The 20,089-nt window shown below is 60.0% G+C and carries 19 protein-coding genes; 5 read left to right on the top strand and 14 right to left on the bottom strand.

Annotated elements, in window-relative coordinates; translation table 11 throughout:
- Nucleotides 1-16 precede the first annotated feature (16 nt).
- Together LRR79_RS07295 and zntB are read left to right on the top strand one after the other, a co-directional pair.
- Entirely contained in the window at nucleotides 17-880 is an 864-nt protein-coding gene (locus LRR79_RS07295; protein WP_231759704.1) for a D-hexose-6-phosphate mutarotase, read from the top strand.
- Nucleotides 881-891: 11 nt separating this feature from the next.
- Nucleotides 892-1,860: a zinc transporter ZntB gene (zntB, locus tag LRR79_RS07300; RefSeq protein WP_231759705.1), complete on the top strand. Its 969-nt coding sequence runs from the start codon at nucleotides 892-894 to the stop codon at nucleotides 1,858-1,860.
- A gap of 15 nt (nucleotides 1,861-1,875) precedes the next feature.
- On the opposite strand, the gene LRR79_RS07305 is transcribed toward zntB, so the two are convergent.
- The 10 genes from LRR79_RS07305 to dksA form a co-directional block, all read right to left on the bottom strand.
- Entirely contained in the window at nucleotides 1,876-2,703 is an 828-nt protein-coding gene (locus tag LRR79_RS07305) for an acyl-CoA thioesterase (protein ID WP_231759706.1), read from the bottom strand.
- A gap of 43 nt (nucleotides 2,704-2,746) precedes the next feature.
- On the bottom strand, nucleotides 2,747-3,562 hold the full coding sequence (panB, locus tag LRR79_RS07310; RefSeq protein WP_231759707.1) for a 3-methyl-2-oxobutanoate hydroxymethyltransferase: 816 nt from the start codon (nucleotides 3,560-3,562) through the stop codon (nucleotides 2,747-2,749).
- A gap of 95 nt (nucleotides 3,563-3,657) precedes the next feature.
- Nucleotides 3,658-4,308, bottom strand: coding sequence for a deoxynucleoside kinase (locus LRR79_RS07315; protein WP_277608570.1), 651 nt, complete (start codon nucleotides 4,306-4,308; stop codon nucleotides 3,658-3,660).
- A 108-nt stretch (nucleotides 4,309-4,416) separates the two neighbouring features.
- Nucleotides 4,417-4,893, bottom strand: coding sequence for a 2-amino-4-hydroxy-6-hydroxymethyldihydropteridine diphosphokinase (gene folK, locus LRR79_RS07320; RefSeq protein ID WP_231759709.1), 477 nt, complete (start codon nucleotides 4,891-4,893; stop codon nucleotides 4,417-4,419).
- A 13-nt stretch (nucleotides 4,894-4,906) separates the two neighbouring features.
- Complete coding sequence (gene pcnB / locus LRR79_RS07325; protein WP_231759710.1) at nucleotides 4,907-6,400, bottom strand: polynucleotide adenylyltransferase PcnB; 1,494 nt, start codon at nucleotides 6,398-6,400, stop codon at nucleotides 4,907-4,909.
- 1,015 nt (nucleotides 6,401-7,415) lie between these two features.
- Entirely contained in the window at nucleotides 7,416-8,810 is a 1,395-nt protein-coding gene (locus tag LRR79_RS07330) for a sigma-54-dependent transcriptional regulator (RefSeq protein WP_231759711.1), read from the bottom strand.
- Between the two features lie 167 nt (nucleotides 8,811-8,977).
- Nucleotides 8,978-11,971, bottom strand: a complete 2,994-nt coding sequence (locus LRR79_RS07335; RefSeq protein WP_231759712.1) for an ATP-binding protein — start codon at nucleotides 11,969-11,971, stop codon at nucleotides 8,978-8,980.
- Complete coding sequence (locus LRR79_RS07340; RefSeq protein WP_197023780.1) at nucleotides 11,961-12,137, bottom strand: hypothetical protein; 177 nt, start codon at nucleotides 12,135-12,137, stop codon at nucleotides 11,961-11,963. Before LRR79_RS07340 ends, LRR79_RS07335 begins: the two co-directional genes overlap by 11 nt.
- 330 nt (nucleotides 12,138-12,467) lie before the next feature.
- Entirely contained in the window at nucleotides 12,468-13,325 is an 858-nt protein-coding gene (gene gluQRS / locus LRR79_RS07345) for a tRNA glutamyl-Q(34) synthetase GluQRS (protein WP_231759713.1), read from the bottom strand.
- A 146-nt stretch (nucleotides 13,326-13,471) separates the two neighbouring features.
- Nucleotides 13,472-13,909 carry an RNA polymerase-binding protein DksA gene (gene dksA / locus LRR79_RS07350; protein ID WP_231759994.1) on the bottom strand — a complete coding sequence of 146 codons (438 nt, stop codon included), beginning with the start codon at nucleotides 13,907-13,909 and terminating at the stop codon, nucleotides 13,472-13,474.
- A gap of 299 nt (nucleotides 13,910-14,208) precedes the next feature.
- Here dksA and sfsA point away from each other — a divergent pair, with 299 nt between their 5' ends.
- Nucleotides 14,209-14,916: a DNA/RNA nuclease SfsA gene (gene sfsA, locus LRR79_RS07355; protein WP_231759714.1), complete on the top strand. Its 708-nt coding sequence runs from the start codon at nucleotides 14,209-14,211 to the stop codon at nucleotides 14,914-14,916.
- 13 nt (nucleotides 14,917-14,929) lie between these two features.
- Here the strand turns inward: sfsA and LRR79_RS07360 are convergent, their stop codons facing one another.
- From LRR79_RS07360 to LRR79_RS07375, 4 genes are all read right to left on the bottom strand, one after another.
- A complete protein-coding gene (locus LRR79_RS07360; RefSeq protein WP_043317498.1) occupies nucleotides 14,930-15,274 on the bottom strand; it encodes a Rieske (2Fe-2S) protein in 345 nt (114 codons plus the stop codon).
- Nucleotides 15,275-15,507: 233 nt separating this feature from the next.
- Nucleotides 15,508-16,569 carry a S1C family serine protease gene (locus tag LRR79_RS07365; protein WP_231759715.1) on the bottom strand — a complete coding sequence of 354 codons (1,062 nt, stop codon included), beginning with the start codon at nucleotides 16,567-16,569 and terminating at the stop codon, nucleotides 15,508-15,510.
- A gap of 89 nt (nucleotides 16,570-16,658) precedes the next feature.
- Entirely contained in the window at nucleotides 16,659-17,546 is an 888-nt protein-coding gene (gene htpX, locus LRR79_RS07370) for a protease HtpX (RefSeq protein ID WP_231759716.1), read from the bottom strand.
- A 192-nt stretch (nucleotides 17,547-17,738) separates the two neighbouring features.
- Nucleotides 17,739-18,023: a TfoX/Sxy family protein gene (locus LRR79_RS07375; RefSeq protein WP_231759717.1), complete on the bottom strand. Its 285-nt coding sequence runs from the start codon at nucleotides 18,021-18,023 to the stop codon at nucleotides 17,739-17,741.
- A gap of 424 nt (nucleotides 18,024-18,447) precedes the next feature.
- On the opposite strand from LRR79_RS07375, the gene LRR79_RS07380 reads away from it, so the two are divergent.
- Entirely contained in the window at nucleotides 18,448-19,176 is a 729-nt protein-coding gene (locus LRR79_RS07380; protein ID WP_231759718.1) for a M15 family metallopeptidase, read from the top strand.
- Between the two features lie 21 nt (nucleotides 19,177-19,197).
- Nucleotides 19,198-20,022, top strand: coding sequence for a serine O-acetyltransferase (cysE, locus tag LRR79_RS07385; protein WP_322790442.1), 825 nt, complete (start codon nucleotides 19,198-19,200; stop codon nucleotides 20,020-20,022).
- The last annotated feature ends 67 nt before the right edge of the window (nucleotides 20,023-20,089 follow it).

A 20,089-nucleotide genomic window follows, 5' to 3' on the forward strand; every position in this document is an offset into this window, starting at 1 on the left:
AAAATGGAGTTTCCCTGTGGCAGCACTCGACTATCTCACTCGTACTGACAGCGGCGCCCTCTACGGTAAGCCAGGTCTGGATCTGCTGGTGGTGGAGACAGGCCTGTGCCGTGCGGTGATTGCACTGCAGGGCGCCCAGGTGCTGGAGTTTACCGCCCGCGGGCGGGCACCACTGCTGTGGCTGAGCCCTTCTGCGTCCTTTACGCCAGAGGCGGCGGTGCGCGGTGGTGTCCCCCTGTGCCTACCCTGGTTTGGCGAAAACCGCAGTGATCCATCCAAGCCCAAGCACGGCCTGGTGCGCGCCCGCCTGTGGACCCTGGAGGGCAGTGAAGAGCAGGCGGATGGTGAAGTGCGATTAACATTTTCCTTCGAACACGGCGGCGACGCCCTGTTTGCGGACAGTTTTGCCTGTTCTCTGACCATCGGTCTGGGAAAGTCCCTGACCTTCGCCCTTGAACTGACCAACACGGCGGAGCGGGCTGTGGAATACAGCTGGGCGCTGCACAGTTACTTTGCGGTGGCGGACGTCAAAGACGTTCAGGTCGAAGGGCTCTCCGGTGTGGAATATCTGGATAAGACCCGGGACTTTGCCCGCGACCAACTGGAGGGTAATCAGGCCTTTACCGGCGAGGTGGACCGGGTGTTCGAACAGGCGCCTGCGGAGCAGACCATCATCACACCCAACCCGATTAAGGCCCGCAGTGAAAACTGTCACACGGTGATCACCTGGAATCCCGGGGCCGAGCTTGCCGCCACCACTGGTGATATCGGCGCTGACTACACCGGGTTTGTCTGCGTGGAGCACGGTAACGCGTTTGCCGACAGCTGGCGCCTGGATGCCGGCGAATCTGCCAGCGCCCGCCTCGAACTGAGCCGCTAAGGCGGGCACTGATGCAAGCAGGCCTTATTCATGCCTATTTGCTCGACGGTGAGGGGCGTGGCCGCCGCCTGAGCTGGGCCGAGGTGGAGACCTGGGACGCGGCGCAGGGCCGCCTGTGGGTACACCTGGATTACACCGTGGCCGAGACTCGCGCCTGGATCTGCGAGGGCGCCGGCCTTGACCCTCTCGTGGCAGAAGCACTCCTTACCGAGGAAACCCGCCCGCGCTCCACATCCGTGGACAATGGCCTGCTGATTGCCCTGCGTGGGGTCAATCTCAACCCGGAATCGCAACCGGAAGACATGGTATCGATCCGGCTGTGGGCGGAGGAGGCGCGGGTCATCAGCACACGCAAGCGCCAACTGCTGTCTGTGGATGACCTGTGCCAGCAGCTGGAAAATGGCCGGGGGCCGCGCTCAACCGCCGGGCTGGTGGTGGAGCTGGCGGACCTGCTGGTATGGCGAATGAGCGATACTGTGGACACCTTTGAAGATACCATCGACGATCTGGAAGATCGGGTGGTAGCCGGCGCCAGTGGCAGTCTGCGGCTGGATCTCGCGGTGCTGCGCAAGCAGACCATTACCCTGCGACGCTACCTTTCTCCACAGCGGGAAGCCCTGGCGCGGTTGATGGCCGAGAAGCTGACGTGGATCGCCGAGCAGGACCGATTGCAGTTGCGGGAAGTGAGTGACCGCTTGCTGCGGCATATCGAAGATATCGACGCGGTACGCGAGCGGGCAGCGGTGACCCAGGAGGAGTTGATGAGTCGCATCTCCGAGCAGCTCAACAGCCGTATGTACGTGCTGTCGATTATCGCTGCGATCTTCCTGCCGCTGGGCTTTTTTACGGGGCTGCTGGGGATCAACGTCGGGGGGATCCCCGGTTCCGAGAATCCCCAGGCGTTTGTAATCTTCAGTGTGTTACTGGTTATAACTGTGGCAATTCAGTTAGTCGTCTTCCGCTGGAAGAAGTGGCTGTAAGTCCGGCCAAACAGATCATCCGAAAATAGTGGCCGTCTGGCGGGAGAGGGCAATTAGTTGCCCGTTTGAATCCCACAGGCGTGCGGCAATTACCGCGTAACCGTCATCGGCCTGTTCCACCTCTGCCAGATATTGCCACCAGTCGTGGGGGCTGGCGGTTGTTCCGTGGGCCGCGGGCATCCACTCTACGGTCCAGGTCAGAGAGCTGGCCGGGGCCAGAGTCTTCAGCATCGATAGCGCCGCCGGTGGCCATGCATCGATCAGGGCCAACACGTGACTGGTGGTGACCGGTGATGTGGCCTGAGCTTCCCCGTCCGATTTGAATCGGATCCAGCCACCGATCCGCCCCTCGCCACTGCCGCTAAACGGCAGGGCGCCGGCGCCCAGTCGATAATCAAATTTCTGGGTGAACTCAGGCACCAGTCCTTCGATATAGGGCAGCGCCTGACAGTCATCGGGCGCGGGAAATTCCGGGGCCTGATCCGTGCTGACAGAAACCACCGATTCCCGCGGTTTGCCAAAGCTGGCCAACGCCGCTGTGGTTACCTGCTCGCCCTGGCTACCGTGAGCCTCGATTTGTACCGCGGAGCGGCCAGCACGCAGTACCCGTACCGCGGTATCCAGGTTACCCGCCTCCGCCGGTGCCACAAACGAGAAGGTCAGTGAACGCAGCGGTGTCTGCTGTACCTCTTCACCGGTGGCCTTTTCCAGTGCAGCCTCGACGGGTTGATACAGCATGGCGGCCATCAGCCCGCCAAACGTCGCACGCCCCTGGCTCCACCCTGTGGGTATGTGTACCTGCGCGCTATCCCGCGCGTCGCGGATAATGCTCTCGAAATCCATACTGCCTGCCTGTTCTCGGGTTACTTTTTTACGCGTGAATTCCTTAGCGAAAGCTGTGGGCATCGTCCGGAAATACCCCGTTCTTTACATCTTCCGCGTACTTGCGCAGGGCGCCGGGAATATCGCCGGCTTCCTCTAGGAAATTCTTGGAAAACTTGGGTGGCTTTTCGGTGAGGCCGAGAATGTCGTTGATCACCAGAACCTGGGCATCGGTATGCGGGCCGGCGCCGATACCGATGGTGGGCATGGTGACGGTGTCGGTGATGCGTCTGCCCAGCTCTGAGGGAACGCACTCCAGCACCAGCAGGTCGGCACCCGCCTCATCCAGTTGCACGGCGTCATCGAGAATTTCACCGGCGCGTTCGTCGTCGCGCCCCTGTACGCGGAAGCCCCCCAGCTTGTGAACGGATTGCGGGGTAAGCCCAAGGTGCGCGCACACCGGGATACCGCGCTCGGTAAGCATTTTGACGGTGGGTGCCAACCAGGCACCGCCCTCGATTTTCACCATATGGGCACCGGCCTGCATGATGCGGGTCGCATTGGTGAGTGCCTGCTCCGGCGTGGCGTAGGTCATAAAGGGCAGGTCCCCCATGATCAGGGACTTCTTATTGCCCCGGGCCACGGCTTCCACATGGTAGATCATCTGCTCCATGGTGACGGGGATCGTGCTGTCGTAACCGAGCACCGTCATACCCAATGAGTCGCCGATCAGCAAAGTTTCCACGCCGGTTTTCTGTGCCATCGCCGCCATGGGGGCATCGTACAGGGCGACGCAGATAAACTTTTCTCCATCGGCTTTCATTTTTCGCAGGGTCTGAACCGTAACGGGTTTGCTGAGTTCGCTGGTTCCGTAAGGCATGGTGTGTTCTCACGTTGTGGGCGTTGGGCCCTGAATTCTGAAAGAGTCGCCGCGGCACCTGCGGGTACCGCGGATTGCACCGGAAGGGTGGAGTTTTATTTACCCGGGTTGTAGTAGTGGCGGCCGCTTTTGACGTTCAGCAGATATTCCACCAGCTGCAGGTAGTCACTCTGCTCATCGACAATATCGATTTCCGCGCAGTTGACGATCAGCAGGGGTGCCTGATCGTAGTAGTGGAAAAAGTTGGTGTACGCCTCATTCAGCGTCGCCAGATATTCGTTGCTGATGCTGCGCTCGGCAGCGATACCGCGCTTGTGTATTCGCTCCTGCAGTACGTTCAGCGGCGCCTGCAGATAGATCACCAGATCCGGTTTCGGCGCTTCCAGGGTGAGGTGCTGATACACCTGACGGTAGAGCTGAAGTTCGTCGCTGTCGAGGGTGACCTCCGCAAACAGGTGGTCTTTTTCGATCAGAAAGTCTGCCACCCGCACCGGCTTGAACATATCGTCCTGGCGCAGCGCCTGTATCTGCTGGGAGCGCTGCAGCAGAAAGTGCAGCTGGGTGGGTAGCGCGGTACTTTTGGGGTCGCGGTAGAAGCGTTCCAGAAAGGGGTTGTCTTCCGGGAGTTCGAGCAGGGTATCGTAGTTGAAGGTGGCGGCGAGTTTTTTCGCCAGCGTGGTTTTTCCCACACCGATGTTGCCTTCCACCGCGATAAAACGCGGCAGCTCGCGGCCATTGAGATCCAGTTCGTGTGAGAGGTTTTCTGCTCGGTAGTCTTCGCCTGCAGGCGTGTCCGGGGCGGAAAGTGGGGGCACCGAGATTACTCCTTGTTTTTCCCTGGTTACAAAGAACCGTTACAGTCGTTGTAGCCTGTTCTCAGGACACTGCTGAAGCAGTGTCTGCAGCGGCGTGCCGTCGGGCATGATCAGGTCCGGCGCCAGGTCGGCCAGGGGCACCAGAACAAAATTGCGCTCCGGGATACGCGGGTGCGGTACCGCCAGTCGCTCGGTAGACAGGGTGATGTTGCCAAACAGCAGTATATCCAGATCCAGAGTGCGTGCGCCCCAGCGCACGGAACGCTCGCGGCCGTGGCGGTTCTCGACGGCTTGTAGCGCATCCAGCAGTGATTCTGCCGGTAAATCGGTATCGAGTGCGGCAACCGCGTTCACATAATCCGGCTGTTCACCGGGGCCGACCGGTGCACTGCTGTAAAACGGTGAGCAGGCCATCAGCCGCGTTTCCGGAATCAGAGTAATGGCGTCGAGTGCGCGGCGCAATTGCCCGGCCGGGTTCGCCAGGTTACTGCCGAGGCCAATATAGCAGCGAGTCACTTGGGATTTCCGCTCAATCTGCCGGGCGATGCGCGCCGCTGTCGGGGCGCTTGTTGCGATTCCGATTGCGTCCACCGCGATTGCGGCGCCCCCGACTCTTACTGCCGCGGGGGCCGTTGCGCGGTACGTCGCGCACCATCTGTAGACGCTGTTCTTCATCAGCCTGCTGGAAATCCGTCCACCACTGGCCGAGGCCGGCGGGGATTTCGCCGCTGTCTTCCCGCAGCAGAAGGAAATCATAGGCGGCGCGGAAGCGGGGCATTTCCATCAGTCGGAAGGCGCGCTCGCCGCCGCGGCGGGGCAGGCGGGACTGCATATCCCAGATCTCTCGCATAGGCATGGAAAAACGCTTGGGAATGGCGGTATGCGCCAGCTGTGCGCTGGTGATCTTCTGCGCGGACTGGGCCAGCGCGGGTACTGGTGGAATACCTTTGCTTTCGAGAAATTTCTGTTCGCTGTTGACCGCAGGCCACAGCAGCGCCGCGTACAGGAATGCCGGGGTTACGCGCTGGTCCGAGCGGATGCGGGTGTCAGTGTTGCGCAGGGCCTGGCGGGTGAGGGCCAGAGCCTCCGGGTGCTCCAGCATGCGCGCGTTGTCCGGGAACAGGTGCGGCCACAGCGCGTGTTCACGCAGTAGCTCGAAGGTGCGTTCGCCGTAGCCGCTCATCAGCAGCTTCAATACCTCATCGAACAGCCGTGCCGGGGCAATATTGCGCAGCAGCGGGGCGAGAGTGCGCAATGGCGCGGCAGTACTGGGCTCGATGTCGAAATCCAGTTTGGCCGCGAAGCGCACGGCGCGCAGCATTCGTACCGGGTCTTCTTTATAACGGGTTTCCGGGTCGCCGATCATACGGATCAGGCGCTGTTCGATATCCTGGATACCGCCGGTGTAATCGTGGATCTCAAACCCATTTGTGGTGTAGTACAGCGCGTTGACGGTGAAGTCCCGGCGCACCGCATCGCTTTCCAGGTCCCCGTACACATTATCCCGTAGCAGCATGCCGTGTTCGGACTGCTGTGCTTCATGGGCTTCGCCATCGCTGTGATGGCCACGGAAGGTGGTTACTTCAATGACCTCGCGGCCGATGCGCGCATGCAGAATCCGGAAGCGGCGGCCGACGATCCGGGCCCCGCGAAACAATTGCTTGGCCTGCTCCGGTGTGGCGTCTGTGGCCACGTCGAAATCTTTCGGGTGGCCGCCCAGCAGCAGATCGCGTACGCCACCGCCCACGATGTAGGCCTCAAAACCCGCTTCCTGCAGACGCTTCATGACGGTCAGCGCCGCGCGGCTGACATCCCGTCGTGACAGGCAGTGATCACTGCGGGGGACCACGGTGCGGGAATGGCTGGAAGGTGATGTGGGTTTGCGGTTGGGGCGCGGGGGGCGGGAGTCGGAAGAAGGAGACTGACCGGAATCGGATTGGCCCGAGTCTCCATGGGCTTCGCCTGCGGAGGCTTTGGACTTGTTGTGCCAGCGCTTGATGCTGCTGATCAGGGTGTTGAACATACGCCTATCTATATTGTCCGCGGCCCTCTGGAATGGGGCGGCTGTAATCTTTATCGGTGTACCTTCTCTCTGCCTCCCGCTCGGCGTGTGTGGCGTCGGGTGCGCGCTGGTCGAAGATACCTGAGTGGAAACCGGAGTGTTCCGCATGCGGGCTATCAGAAGCCTGGCGGCGGACGCGGTGTCGGTATGAGGGCGGATTCTATCACATGCAGCACAATGCACAGCTGCCGGACCCACTCCTGTGGGGACCAGCATCCCATGTGCATCGATTGAGAAGAAAGAAAAGAAGGGAATTATTCTTATTCGGTATGAAGGCAGCGGCTTCCTTGCGCTATCAATTTGCTTTTCAGCAAACCCTCTCCCAGGCACAATCAGTCAGTTTGTCACGTGCTTGTCGTTATTTTTGTTGTCTTCTACAAATTATTGTTTTTGTTATTTCTCTTTATTCTTATTGTTTATTTTTATTATTAGCTTTGTGTGGTACCCGAAGGTAACCGTTTTTCATTTATTTTTATTGTTGTTCTGAGCCTTATTATTGTTATTGGCTCTGTTTTGCTCCGGAATCGATCGCTTTGGCTTTTATTGTCGATCTGCCCGTTATTATTTTTATTGTGTTGCGCCCGCTTATTGTCAGTTGTTATTAGGGCTTAAACAGTCATTTATTTTTATTCTTGGCTGTTCTTGTTGTTTGACCTATACAAAGCAGATAGCGTGCCAACTTTGAAAAAGCCTTATAAATCAATGGTTTAACTTTTTTGGGAACTTTTTTGTGGCGCTGAAATACAGCGATCCGTTACACATGGTGCGCTTGTTGTTACTTGTCTGCGGTGGGGGGTAACACTTTCAGTTGTTACCAATTTTGCGGGGTGTTACCGCTCCGTTACAGGCCCGTCACGGGGCGTGCGGGCCCTCGGGGTCGGCGGCTAAGTCGTTGAAAGGTATGGGGTTTTCCCGGAATTAAAAAAGCCCGGGCTGGCAGGCCCGGGCTTTGCGGCAGTAGGTGGTCGGGGGGCGCTCAGGCCTCCGCCAACCGTTTGGCTTTTTTGCGGGGGATGCCCAGCTTCTGGCGGCGCTCCCACAGACATTTGCGGCTCACCCCAAGTTTCTTGGCCAGTTCGGTCTCGCTCATGGTCTCCTGGTGCTCGAGAACGAAACGGGCAAAATAGTCTTCCAGCGACAGGTCCTCCCGCGGATCTTCCCGCAGGCTGTTGCGCGGACGCCGTTCCGGGTCGGCTTCGTCGATGGGAACCAGGTCCAGGTCGATATCCAGCGTGCGGTGGTCGATCTCGGTGGTGTCGTCGGTGAGAATCACGGCCCGCTGAATCGCATTCTCCAGTTCGCGCACGTTACCCGGCCAGGTGTAGGTGGTTACCGCCTGGATCGCTTCCGGTGACAGCTTCAGGGTTGCGCGGTTGACCTTGGCACAGAATTTTTCCAGCAGCTTTTCCGCAATGCTCAGGACATCTTTGCCGCGCTCGCGCAGTGGTGGCAATGTCATCTGCACGACATTGATCCGGTAATAAAGGTCTTCCCGGAATTTGTGCTCAGCGGCCAGTTGACGCAGATTTCGGTGGGTGGCGGCAACCAGTCGAACGTTGACCTTGCGGGACTCGATGGCGCCAATCGGGCGAACTTCGCCCTCCTGAAGGACCCGCAACAGCCGCGCCTGGGCTTCCAGAGGTAATTCGCCAATTTCGTCGAGAAACAGGGTGCCACCATCGGCGGCGGTGATCAGGCCCTCGCGGGCCGTCTGGGCGCCGGTAAACGCCCCTTTCTCATGACCAAACAGCTCGGCCTCAATCAGGGTCTCGGGAATGGCGGCGCAGTTCACCGAGATCAGAGGCTTGCCGTTGCGCTTGCTCTCCTCGTGGATCGCCCGCGCTACCAGTTCCTTACCGGTGCCGGTTTCGCCGTGCACCAGTACCGTGGCATCAGTCGGTGCCACCTTGTGGATGCGCGCATAGAGCTCGCGCATCACCGGGCTGTCGCCGATCATTCCGGATATGGCCCGGCCCTCGGCCTTGCTGTCTGCGGCAGCGGCGCCGGCGGCGCGGTTCTGCTCAGCCTTGCCGATGACCCGGCGCACGGTGGCCAGCATCTCGTCGTGATCGAAGGGCTTTGCAATATAGTCGGCGGCGCCCATGCGCATGGAGTCCACCGCAGAGCGCAGACTGGCGTAACTGGTCATGATCAGCACCGGTACATCCCCCGCCAGCTTGAGCAGGTCGGTACCCGGTGCGCCCGGCAGACGCAGGTCTGAGATGATCAGATCCATATCCGCCAGGCGATACTTTGTGGTGGCCTCGCGGACCGAGCCGGCTTCACTGATCTTGTAGCGGTGCCGCTCCAGCAGTTTGCGCAAGGCAGTGCGGATAATGGCTTCATCTTCTACGATCAGAATGTGGCTCATGTGTTACGCCTGGTTACAAAGTGTGCAGAGGGGGCTAAGTTTTACCTTTTGGGCGTTTCGATGCAACCCAGAGTCGCCCCTGCGGTTAAAAAACGCTCAAATATTGTTGTCTATTCGTAACCATCCGGTCACAAGTGCTTCCGCCTCGGCGTAGCCCGACTCGTGATTCACGCCGGTAGCAGTGGTATCTGCACGATAAAGCGCGCCCCGCGGCCTGTCTCCGGATGGGCCGGGCTGACCAGCTCCAGCTGTCCCCCGTGCTCTTCCACGATGCTGTACACCATAGCCAGGCCCAGTCCGGTTCCCTCACCTGGTTCCTTGGTGGTAAAGAAAGGTTCGAGGATGCGTTCCCGGTGCGCCGGGGAGATACCCGGGCCGTTGTCGGTGACCGCAATACAGGCGAGCCCGGTGCGGGTATACCCTTCTACCTCAATATGCCCGCCGTCCGGGCTGGCATCGCGGGCGTTGCTCAGCAGGTTGATGAAGACCTGGATCAGGCGCTGATTATCCCCCAGGCCTATCAAGCCTTCGGGCACCTGGTTGGCGAAGGTCACCTCGGTTTTATCCCGCTGTAGAGACAGCAGTTGCACCGCCTCCTCCACGCAGGCGCGCATATCCACCGGGGCCTTTTCCGTTTCCTGGTTGCCGCTGTGAGAGAAGCTCACCAGGGAGTGCACAATGCGGCTGATCCGCTGGGTCTGGCTCAGAATCTGGTCTGCGGTCTCCAGCACTTCTGGATTGTCGGAATCGAACTGGAGATTCTGTGCCAGGCAGGCAATCCCGGTAACCGGGTTGCCGACTTCGTGCGCAACCCCAGCTGCGAGGCGGCCCACCGATGCCAGCCGCTCACTGTGCATCAACTCCTGCTCCAGAAGTTGCGTTTCAGTAATGTCTTCCACCAGCAGCATCTGCCCGTCACCGCGGTTGTCTCGGCTGCGGCTTTCTTTGCTGCGATTGCTGTTGTCGCGGCCGTACTTGCCAACACGCTGCTTGAGGCGTGTCTTGTGCAGGTTCAGCCAGTGGCTGGCCCCCTCGATGTCGACCTGCTGCTTGAACTGGCTGTCCTCTTCTGAGCGTGCAAACTCCGTCAACAGGTCGCGCCAGGGTGCCGGCAGGTATTCGGGCTTGGAGCCGATCACTTCGCTGGCCGTGATACCGGTGAGGTCGGCCATGGCGTAGTTCCACAGTAATATCTCGCCATCGCGGCCGAGAGAGCAGGCGGCCATGGGCAGTTCTTCCAGCATCTGCCGGTGGTACAGGCGCAGGTTGTTGAGCTCTGCCGCGAGGCCGGTGAGCTGATTTTTGTAGCGGCTGAGGCGGGTCTCGATCAGGTTGATGTCTTTGTTAGCGGGCTGGTCGCCGGTAACAAAGGGCAGGTGCCGGTCGAGAATCTGGCCGGCCAGTACCCGTCCCAGCAGGCCGGATAAATTGGCTTCCAGTCGGTCGCGCAACTGGCGCAGGGCGTAAGGGCGTCGCTCTTCTTCGGTCAGATTCAGCTGGCGCAGAGCGCGGCCAACCTCCTGGCTGGCGGTGGCGGCGCCAAGGCTTTCGGAAAGCCGCAGGCGGAATTCCGCGGCGGTCTGAACATCCAGTTCCAGACGCAGGGCCTGGCTGATGGAGTCGTCGCTACACAGATCCGCGGCGTAGCGCTCCAGGCTGGAGGTACGGGTGAAAATCGACAGGCAGACAAACAGCAGAATGTTGGCCGATAGCGACAGGGTGGTGACCTGTGGCCAGATTTCCATTCCCAGGGGCACACGGTAGCCGCCGACAGTGATGCCGCTGTTGCCGACCATGGCCGGAAACAGCAGGCCCGCGGCCCAGATCAGCATTCCGGCCAATAGCCCCGCGATAAACCCGCGGCGGTTACCCTGCGGCCAGTGAATCACGGCAAAGATACCCGGCAGAAACTGCAGCGAGGCAATAAACGCAATAATTGCCAGGTCGGAAAGTGACAGCCGGTTATTCAACAGCAGATAAAAGGCAAATCCCGCGAGGAATAGTGCCGCCACCAACGCCCGGCGCAACCAAAGCAGTTGGCGGTACATGTTGTCATCCGACTGCCAGCGGGTGCCGGGCAGCAGCCAGTGGTTCATCACCATGGTGGCCAGTGCCAGGGTGATCATGATCAGGGCGCCGGTGGCGGCGGAAAGACCACCGATAAAGGCGAGAATCGTCAGGGTGGCCGAGCCGCTGGCGCGCGGTACTGCCAAAGTGAAATATTGCACCGGCTCGGTGACATCCAGCGCAAACCCTGCCCACATGATCGGGAAGATCGGCAGTGCCATCAGCAGCATAAACAGGGGGAAGCCCCAGCTGGCGGTGCGTAGCCCCTGGGTGGCGGGGCGCTCGGCAATACTCAGATAAAAAATGTGCGGCATGGCGACCGCGGTGGCAATAAACACCAGCAGCAGGGTGTGGGAGGAGCCCTGTTTAATGGGGGAGTAGAGTAGCTGTTGCATATCGCTGTTGTCGGCCAGCCAGCTGTCCAGCCCATCCAGTCCACCGAACACCCCATATACCGCGTAGAGCCCCACCGCCAGCAGGGCGACCAGTTTGACCACCGACTCCAGCGCCATGGCGCTGGCGAGGCCGGCGCGGCGTTTGCGCGAGGCGCCGTAGGTGCTGGTGAATACGGCGAGCAATACGCAGTAGAAAAAGGCGATGAGGTCTTTGCTGGTGACGCCCGTGTCCGGCAGGGCCAGGGCGGCGACGTTGTCCCGGGACAGCAGTGCGAGGGTTTCCGCAACGGCCTGAATCTGCAGGGCGATCAGTGGTAGCAACCCAAGCAGCATAAACAGGGTGGCGAGGGTGCCGGCTTCGCGGCTGTGGTAGCGGAATACCAGCAGGTCGGCGGGGGAGGTGAGCTGGTAGCGCTGCGCGAGTTTTGCCAGGGGTTCCAGTGCTACGGGGGCAAACAGGAACATGGCGCCAGTGCCGAGGTGGTAGGCGAGAACGCCGTACCCGTGCTGCCAGGCGAGGTCGATGATGCCGTAGTAGGTCCAGGCGCTGAGGGAAACGCCGAGGGACAGGACATAAAAAAACGGGTGGCGCACCCAGTTGGTGGGCAGCCAGCCTTTGGAGGTAGCGAAGGCGACGAAGAAGAGGGCGAAGATGTAGGCGACGCCGATCAGCGCAATATTGACGATCTCAAAGGTCATCGGGTTTGCGCCTCCGCTGTATAAATATGGCCAGCAGGATCAGGACGAACCAGAGGATAAAGGGGCGATACCAGGCGCCGGTGGGGTTGATCATCCAGGTGAATACGGTGGGGCTGAATACGTAGCCCACCAGTACCAGCAGGATTAACAGGGTGCGGTTGCTCATTGATGGCCTGTTGCGGGTGTCCTGCGGTGAGGCAGATCGATCTCGTGAAAACTGGCGCAAAATGTTAAAGCGCGGTTGGGGTGGAGTTCAACTTTTGTGGATCTTTTGGGTGTAGTGGCGGCGCCGCTACCGGGTGAAGCTTTGTAAGACACGAGCTAGGCGCCCCCCCGTTAACCCGTCCTTGGGGGCTCTGCACCGCCATCCATGGCGGTGACAAAACGATAGTTTTGGACGCCGGAGGCGCCCGAAGGGTGAGCTTGCGAATCTACGTCTTGCAAAGACATACCCGGTATCGACACCTTATCCCTGACCACGTTGAGCCATTGATTGCTAGTCGAGCAATCGGTTGCGAATATCAACGGCTTTTCTATGCCAGCGCGCACTGGCCCACGAAAGCACACGCGCCGGCGTTTCGGATTCGAGCCCCGGAGGCGGATGAAACCCGAGAAAACCCAGCGCCTGAACAAGGTTTTCCGAGGCCCTGTCGTCATCCAGCGGCGCGGCGTGGTTCTGTTTACTGAGCTTCTGACCGCCCTCGTTCATCACCAGTGGCAGGTGGCCGAACTCGGGTGGCTCGGCGCCGAGGGCGCGGAAGAGTTGGCGTTGCACACCGGTGCAATCCAGCAGGTCGGCGCCGCGCACCACGCAATTCACACCCTGTGCGATATCGTCGACGACGACTGCGAGCTGATAGGCGTAGAGGCCGTCTTTGCGTTTGAGGATGGGGTCCTCGGTAACTGTCTGGGTCTGTTCGCCCTGCCAGATATCGTGAAACTTTTCGGTAGCGCCGGCGCAGTGGAAGCGCAGGGCGTGGGGGCCCTGTTCGCCGATGCAGTTGGCGCGGCGGTGGCCGCCGGCCTTGCGTACCTGTTCGCGGGTGCAGGAGCAGGGGTACACAAGATCCTGTGCGCGCAGCGCGTCGAGCGCCTGTTGATACAGGGCGTGGCGTTGGCTTTGCCAGACAACGGGGCTGTGGCTGTGCAGGCTGTGGGTGTGCAGGGATTTGAGGATACGGTCGGCGGCGCCGGGCATTTCCCGGGGTGGGTCCAGGTCCTCCATGCGTACCAGCCAGTGTCCGCCGTGGGCGATGGCGTCGAGGTAGCTGCCGAGGGCGCAGACCAGAGAACCGAAATGCAGTGGGCCGGTGGGGGAGGGTGCGAAGCGGCCGATATAGGAGGGGGAAATCATTAGTTCGGTGTATGGCGCCTAGCGATCGGGCGGCGCTGCGCAGGAGGTTCGTACACAGGAAGCCATCCATGATGCACTGCCTGACCCGGCCATCCTTGGCAGGTCGTGAATTCGCGCAGCGAGCAGTGCTCGCTACGCGCGCGAATTCACCCCGAGATCTGCTTCTCTTTGATCTCCGCCAGGGTTTTGCAGTCCACGCACAGGGTTGCGGTCGGACGGGCTTCCAGGCGGCGGATACCGATTTCGACGCCACAGGCCTCACAGAAGCCGTAGTCGTCCTGATCGATCAGCTCGATAGTGGAGTCAATTTTCTTGATCAGCTTGCGCTCGCGATCGCGAGTGCGCAGTTCCAGGCTGAACTCTTCTTCCTGGCTGGCGCGATCCGCAGGGTCCGGAAAGTTCGCAGCTTCATCTTTCATATGAGATACGGTGCGATCCACCTCTGCCATCAGTTCGGCCTTCCAGGCCAGCAGCAGCTTGCGGAAATGCTCCTGCTGCTTCTCATTCATGTACTCCTCGCCCTTCTGTTCCTGATAGGGCTCAAAGCCGTGCAGAGAATCGGATTTCGCAGCAGTATTGGGCATAGTCATTGCCTCTCTCGTAAATCGGGCCCTACTTAATAGGGGCACTACAACCAAATTCAAGCCTGGCAGGCATAACGCCTGGACCGCAGGCTGTATTCTCTGGCCGCTTCCGCGACCAAGCCGTGGAAACTATCAAATCTCTCCGGACAGCGCCACAAAATGTTGCCGTACCGGCCTGCCGGCGACGATCCTCCCACAATGAATGACCCGGTTGGTGTATTCTGGCGGCCAAAATTTCCCCAACTTGTCGTTCACATCTACAAGTGATGACTTTTTGAGCAAAAAAGCGAGAAGTCCCCGTGAAACTCAGCCCTCCTCTGGCTCAGGGCAAACTCCTGCGCCGCTACAAACGCTTTCTGGCCGACATTGAATTACCGAATGGTGAAATTTTAACCATTCACTGTCCCAACACCGGCTCCATGAAAAACTGCTGGGAAGAAAACACCCCCTGCTGGTACTCCGACTCCGGCAACCCCAAACGCAAGTACCGCCACACCCTGGAAATCAGCACCACCCCGGAAGGTGCCCGTGCCGGCGTGAATACCGGGCGTGCCAACCACCTGGTGGAAGAAGCCATCCACAAGGGTGTGGTGCAAGAGTTACAGGGTTACGACACATTGCGTCGGGAAGTGAAATATGGAGAGGAAAACAGCCGCATCGACTTCCTGCTCAGCGGCGAGCAGGGCGACTGCTATGTGGAAGTGAAAAATGTCACTCTCGCGGAAGGCAACCGGGGACTCTTCCCCGATGCCGTCAGCGCCCGCGGCAGCAAACACCTGCGCGAACTGCAGAAACTCGCCCAGAGCGGTACCCGCGCGGTACTGTTTTATTGCGTCCAGCACACCGCCATCGAAACCGTAGAAGCTGCGGTGGAAATAGACCCGGCGTATGCCGCCGCGCTGCAGGAAGCAGTCAGTGCGGGCGTTGAAGTCATCGTCTATCGCGCCAAGCTCGACGCAGATGAAATCCGTCTTATCGAGCCAATACCCTACCGGCCTGCCACATAACCCAGAGAATCAATCAGTCCGCCAGCAACACATAGAGCCCGTCCTGCGCATACTCCACCGGCACCGGCGTCAGTGCATCCCCGGCACAGGGCCCGGCAATGCACTCCCCGGTGCTGATCTCGAACAACGCACCGTGGGACGCGCACTGGATCAGCGCCTTCTCCGAATCGAGAAACTGGTCCGGCTGCCACTCCAGATTAATGCCCCGGTGCGGGCAAACGTTCTTGTAGGCGTATACCTCGCCGTCTTTCTTCACCGCAAACACATTGTCCATGCCCGCGCTTTTCTCACCCAGAGAAAAGCCTTTGGAGTCGCCTTCGTTGAGGTCTTCGTAGCCGCAGAGGAAATGTTTTTGCATGGTAGTTCGCAGATTTTCGAGGTTGCTTTGGAATTCAGCAGGCGAGTGTACAGAAATTGAATAGTGCTGCGAAATCCGATGCGAAGGCGGCGATGCCGGGGAAGAGGGGGCAAGACCTTCCGCGAGAGGGACCTCGCGGAAGAGCCCCCATGGATGGGTTCACGGCGTGTCTTGCCCCCTCTTCCCCGGTAGCGGCGCCGCCACTGAGTCAGGCCCGTAGCCCTCGAACCTCGTTAAGGCGCCGCCAGAACAAGCGAAGTCTGATATGCCTCTCCGTCCCGCAAGTAGTCCACCCGCACCCGGTCCCCGGGACGCCGGTTCTCCAGCAGGTTCATCAAATCATCGTAATTATTCACCGGCTGGCCATCGATCCCCACAATCACATCACCCAACTGCCAGCCCCCGCGACTGCCGCGATAAACCCCGCGCAGCCCCGCCTTCTCCGCCGGCATCCCCGGCGCCGTGCGCAGCACCGCCACACCGGTAAAATCGTAACGGCTCGCCCACTGGTCCGGCGCCGACTCAATCCCCAGAATCGGCCGTACCAGACGACCGTGAGCAATCAACTCCGGCACAATCTTCTTCACCGTATCCACCGGAATCGCAAAACCGATCCCAACGCTCGCCCCACTGGGACTGTAAATCGCCGTATTCACCCCGATCAGCCGCCCACTGCTGTCCAGCAGAGGGCCACCGGAATTGCCCGGATTGATCGCCGCATCCGTCTGGATCACATTGCGAATCGTCCGGTTACCCGCCGCCTCGATCTCCCGCCCCAAGGCGCTCACCACCCCAGTGGTCAGCGTCGTATCCAGACCGAACGGATTGCCAATGGCCAGCACCTTGCGGCCCACCGCAAGGCCCGCAGATTCACCGGCCACCAGCGGCTTCAGCAACTTCCGCGGCGCATTGATCTTCAGCACCGCCAGGTCCTTCTCCGGCGCCGATCCCACCAATTGCGCGGGCCACTCACTGCGATCCTGCAGGGTAATGGTGATCTTGCGTGCCTTCTCGATCACGTGGAAGTTCGTCACCACATGGCCCTGTTCGTCCCAGATAAAGCCACTGCCGGAACCTTTGGGCACCGAGTGCAGGCGCAGGGTCCAGCGGTCTCGCACCAGGGTTTCATTGGTGACAAACACCACCGACGGACTGGCGAAATTGAACACCTGCATGGTGTTGGTTTCATCGTCCGTGGCGAACTGGGGGACGCGGGAATCGGCGCTGGCGCCGATAGCGAGGCAGGTAAGAGCGAGGGTAATGGCGAAGCGGGAGAAAAAATCGATCACAGTCATAGCGAAGGCGGATTCCTGCGTGAATTATTCAATTGGCCGCAGGGCCGGATCAAAAGGCGTGCCCGCTGGGCACGCCTGAAAAATTGCGGTCAACGAGCAGAATTTTGCAGCGCCAGGATCCGATCCTCAAGAGGCGGGTGGCTGGCCAGCAGGGCGGCCATGCTGTTGCCGTAGATGCCGAACGCCTTCATGTTGGCGGGCAGCGGTTCCTCGCGGCCCGCTTCGGACTCGGCCTTGATGCGCGCCAGCGCGGCGATCATCGCATCGGGGCTGGCCAGGTGGGCGCCAGCGGCATCTGCACGGTACTCGCGGCGGCGGCTGAACCAGGCGACCACCATCATCGCGAAGACACCGAACACCATGTCCATCACGATGGACGTAATGTAGTAACCGATACCGAGGCCCTGTTCATTGCGCAGCAGTACCCGATCGACGAAGAAGCCGACGAGGCGGGCAAAGAACATGACAAAGGTGTTCACCACCCCCTGAATCAGCGCCAGGGTAATCATATCGCCGTTGGCCACGTGGCCAACCTCGTGCCCGATCACCGCGCGCGCCTCGTCCCGGTTAAAGCGCTGCAGCAGGCCGGCACTCACCGCCACCAGCGCGTTGTTGCGGTTCCAGCCAGTGGCGAACGCATTGGCCTGGGGCATCGGGAAAATCCCCACGTCCGGCATGCCGATACCCGCTTTCTGGGACAGTTCCCGCACGGTCTCTACCAGCCAGCGCTCGTCCGCCGTTTGCGGCTGATCGATGACCTGTACTTTCATCGTCATCCGCGCCATAAACTTCGACAGCAGGAGCGAGATAAACGCGCCGCCAATGCCGAAAATAGCGCACATCAGCAAGAGTCCGGGAAGGTTCAGGTTGACGCCGTTGGCATCGAGGATTCCCTGGATCCCCAGCAGGTTAAAGATGATGCCAACCAGCACCATCACCGCCAGGTTGGTAAGCAGGAAAAGCCCTATTCGCAGCATGTGCATTCTCCGAAGGGTAAGCAGAAACCGAATAATAAGGTGAAACCATCCGCCCCACCGGCGCTTGAGACCGCGCAGTGGGGATAGAGGTTCCGGGGGTGATCCCGTGGCAGGATCCTGCTCTAAATAGGGTCGAGCCGGGCCAATTACAAGTTGTGCCTGGATAAAATTGACCGGGGGAGAGTGTAAGGGTCAGGCGCTGTCTTTGCGTGCCAGCAGTTGCTCGGCTTCATTGACCAGGTTGGCTTTCAGGTCCGGGTCCAGGTCATTCCAGTGCACATCGAGAATGGCGCCCTGTAAGGCGTAGAGAAGAACCCGTGAGGCGTTGATACCGCGGCGACGGATACTGGCGAACGCTTCCGCGGGGCCGACGCGGTGCAGGTCATCCAGCGTGCGGATGCCAATGGAATGCAGGATGTTTACGGAGGCAAGTCCCAGGTTTTTCAGTTTCAACAACTCTGACTGACTTGGGTGCATAAAATTCTTCCCTGAACTTTTTGACAGTGTGGCAACCGCGAGTCCTTTTTGCGCCTGCCCGATGGGGTCCGGAGAACCTTTTCTTCTTCAGGTCTTCACTCGGGACCAACTTTAGCGGCCGTTCAACATAGCACAAAAGAATAAAAGGCCAAACCGTCGCCTGCGGTGAACGGGTAGTCCGCGTTCGACCGCTGTGCGGCGCGAAATGGGACTGGCTGGCGCCTGACGCACCTTAACAATTGCAGTACAGTGATGACACTTCGCCGTTGGTCTAATTTCATCAGCGGGTAATATTGTGCTATTTAGTCAGGCCTGTTGAAAAAGCCTAGTCTGCATTGCGGCTTTTTGCAGGTCGCCCGTTTCTGTTTCGAGCCGTCACCCGCGGGAACACATGGGTTGTGGCGGCTCCAAGGTTGAGAAATCGATGCACCGATTATTGCGTGACATGCTGTTTGGGCTTACCGATGCCCATGTCATCCTCGAGCCTGTGTCGGGGCAGCTGATGCACCCGGAAGCGCTTAGCGCATTCGACCAGTTGCGGCGCGATGCGCGTGATGCGGGCTTCGAGCCCAAAGTGGTTTCGGGGTTTCGAGGTTTTGAGCGCCAGCGGATCATCTGGAATGCCAAGGCCTCCGGTCAGCGGCCAGTGCTGGACAACGCCGGGAGACCTGTCGACCTCACCCGGATGTCGCCCGATGACATCGTCTTCGCTATATTGCGCTGGTCCGCCCTGCCAGGAGCGTCCCGCCACCACTGGGGGACAGACTTCGATATCATTGACGCCGCCGCCGTCGGCGAAGATTACCAGGTGCAGCTGACCCCGGATGAAGTTGCGGACGAGGGCGTATTTGGCCCCTTCCACTGCTGGCTGGATGAGCGTATTGCGGCGGGTGAAAGTCGCGGGCTGTTCCGGCCTTACGCGGAAGATCGCGGCGGTGTGGCGCCGGAACGCTGGCACCTGAGCTACGCCCCTCGCGCACGGGAACTTCAGGACCTGCTGAGCGAACAGGCGCTGGTGGACCTGATTCTCGATTGCGCACCGGACCAGCAGGTAGCTCTGAGCGAGTGTATCTGCGCGCGGATGCCGGAAATCTACGCACGGTTTATTGCTGTGCCGGAATCCGCCTACCCGACGAACATCACACGACTGTAAAAACAGGGCGTGAGCAAAGGAGTGAAACCCATTTCTCTGAATAATGTGAATGCCCGCGCGCTGAAACAACGGGATATCTGGTCGGCAATGCGGGCAGAGGCTGCCGCCGCGGCATCCGGCGAGCCGGTGTTGGCCAGTTATTTTCACAACACGGTACTGCGCCATAACAGTATCGACCGCGCTCTGGCCTATCAGCTGGCATCGGTGCTGGATCACGCGGCACTGACCGCCACCGCCCTGCAGGAAGTGATTGCCGCGGCCCTCGCCGACGATCCGACCATTTCCCAGTGTATGCAGGCCGATATCTGCGCCTGGTACGACCGTGACCCGGCCTGCGACCAGTATCTGATGCCCTTTCTGTACTTTAAAGGCTTTCACGCCCTGCAGTCCCATCGTATCGCCCACTGGCTGTGGAAAAAGGGCCGTCACACGCTGGCCCTGTATTTTCAGAGCCAGGTGTCGGAGCAGTTTGCGGTGGATATCCACCCCGCCGCCCGCTTTGGCTGCGGCATCATGATCGATCACGCCACCGGATTCGTGGTGGGGGAAACCTGTGTGGTGGAAGATGATGTATCGATTCTGCACTCGGTGACCTTAGGGGGAACTGGCAGTGGCGGCGGCGATCGCCACCCGAAGATTGGTCGCGGGGTCATGATCGGGGCCGGGGCCAAGGTACTTGGGCCAGTGAAGATCGGTGAAGGGGTAAAGGTTGCCGCGGGTAGCCTGGTATTACGCGACGTACCGGCCCATTCCACGGTGGCCGGTGTGCCGGCGCGGGTAGTAGGCGGTAAATGTGAAGGTGCTCCGGCTTACACCATGGATCAGACACTGGATTCTGACAGCTAAATTGGTTTGAATGGCGATTACTCACGCCAGCGATGCCAGCAACCGCAGTGGCCGACGAGGAACGCGG

Source organism: Microbulbifer elongatus (assembly GCF_021165935.1).
GTDB lineage: Bacteria > Pseudomonadota > Gammaproteobacteria > Pseudomonadales > Cellvibrionaceae > Microbulbifer > Microbulbifer elongatus.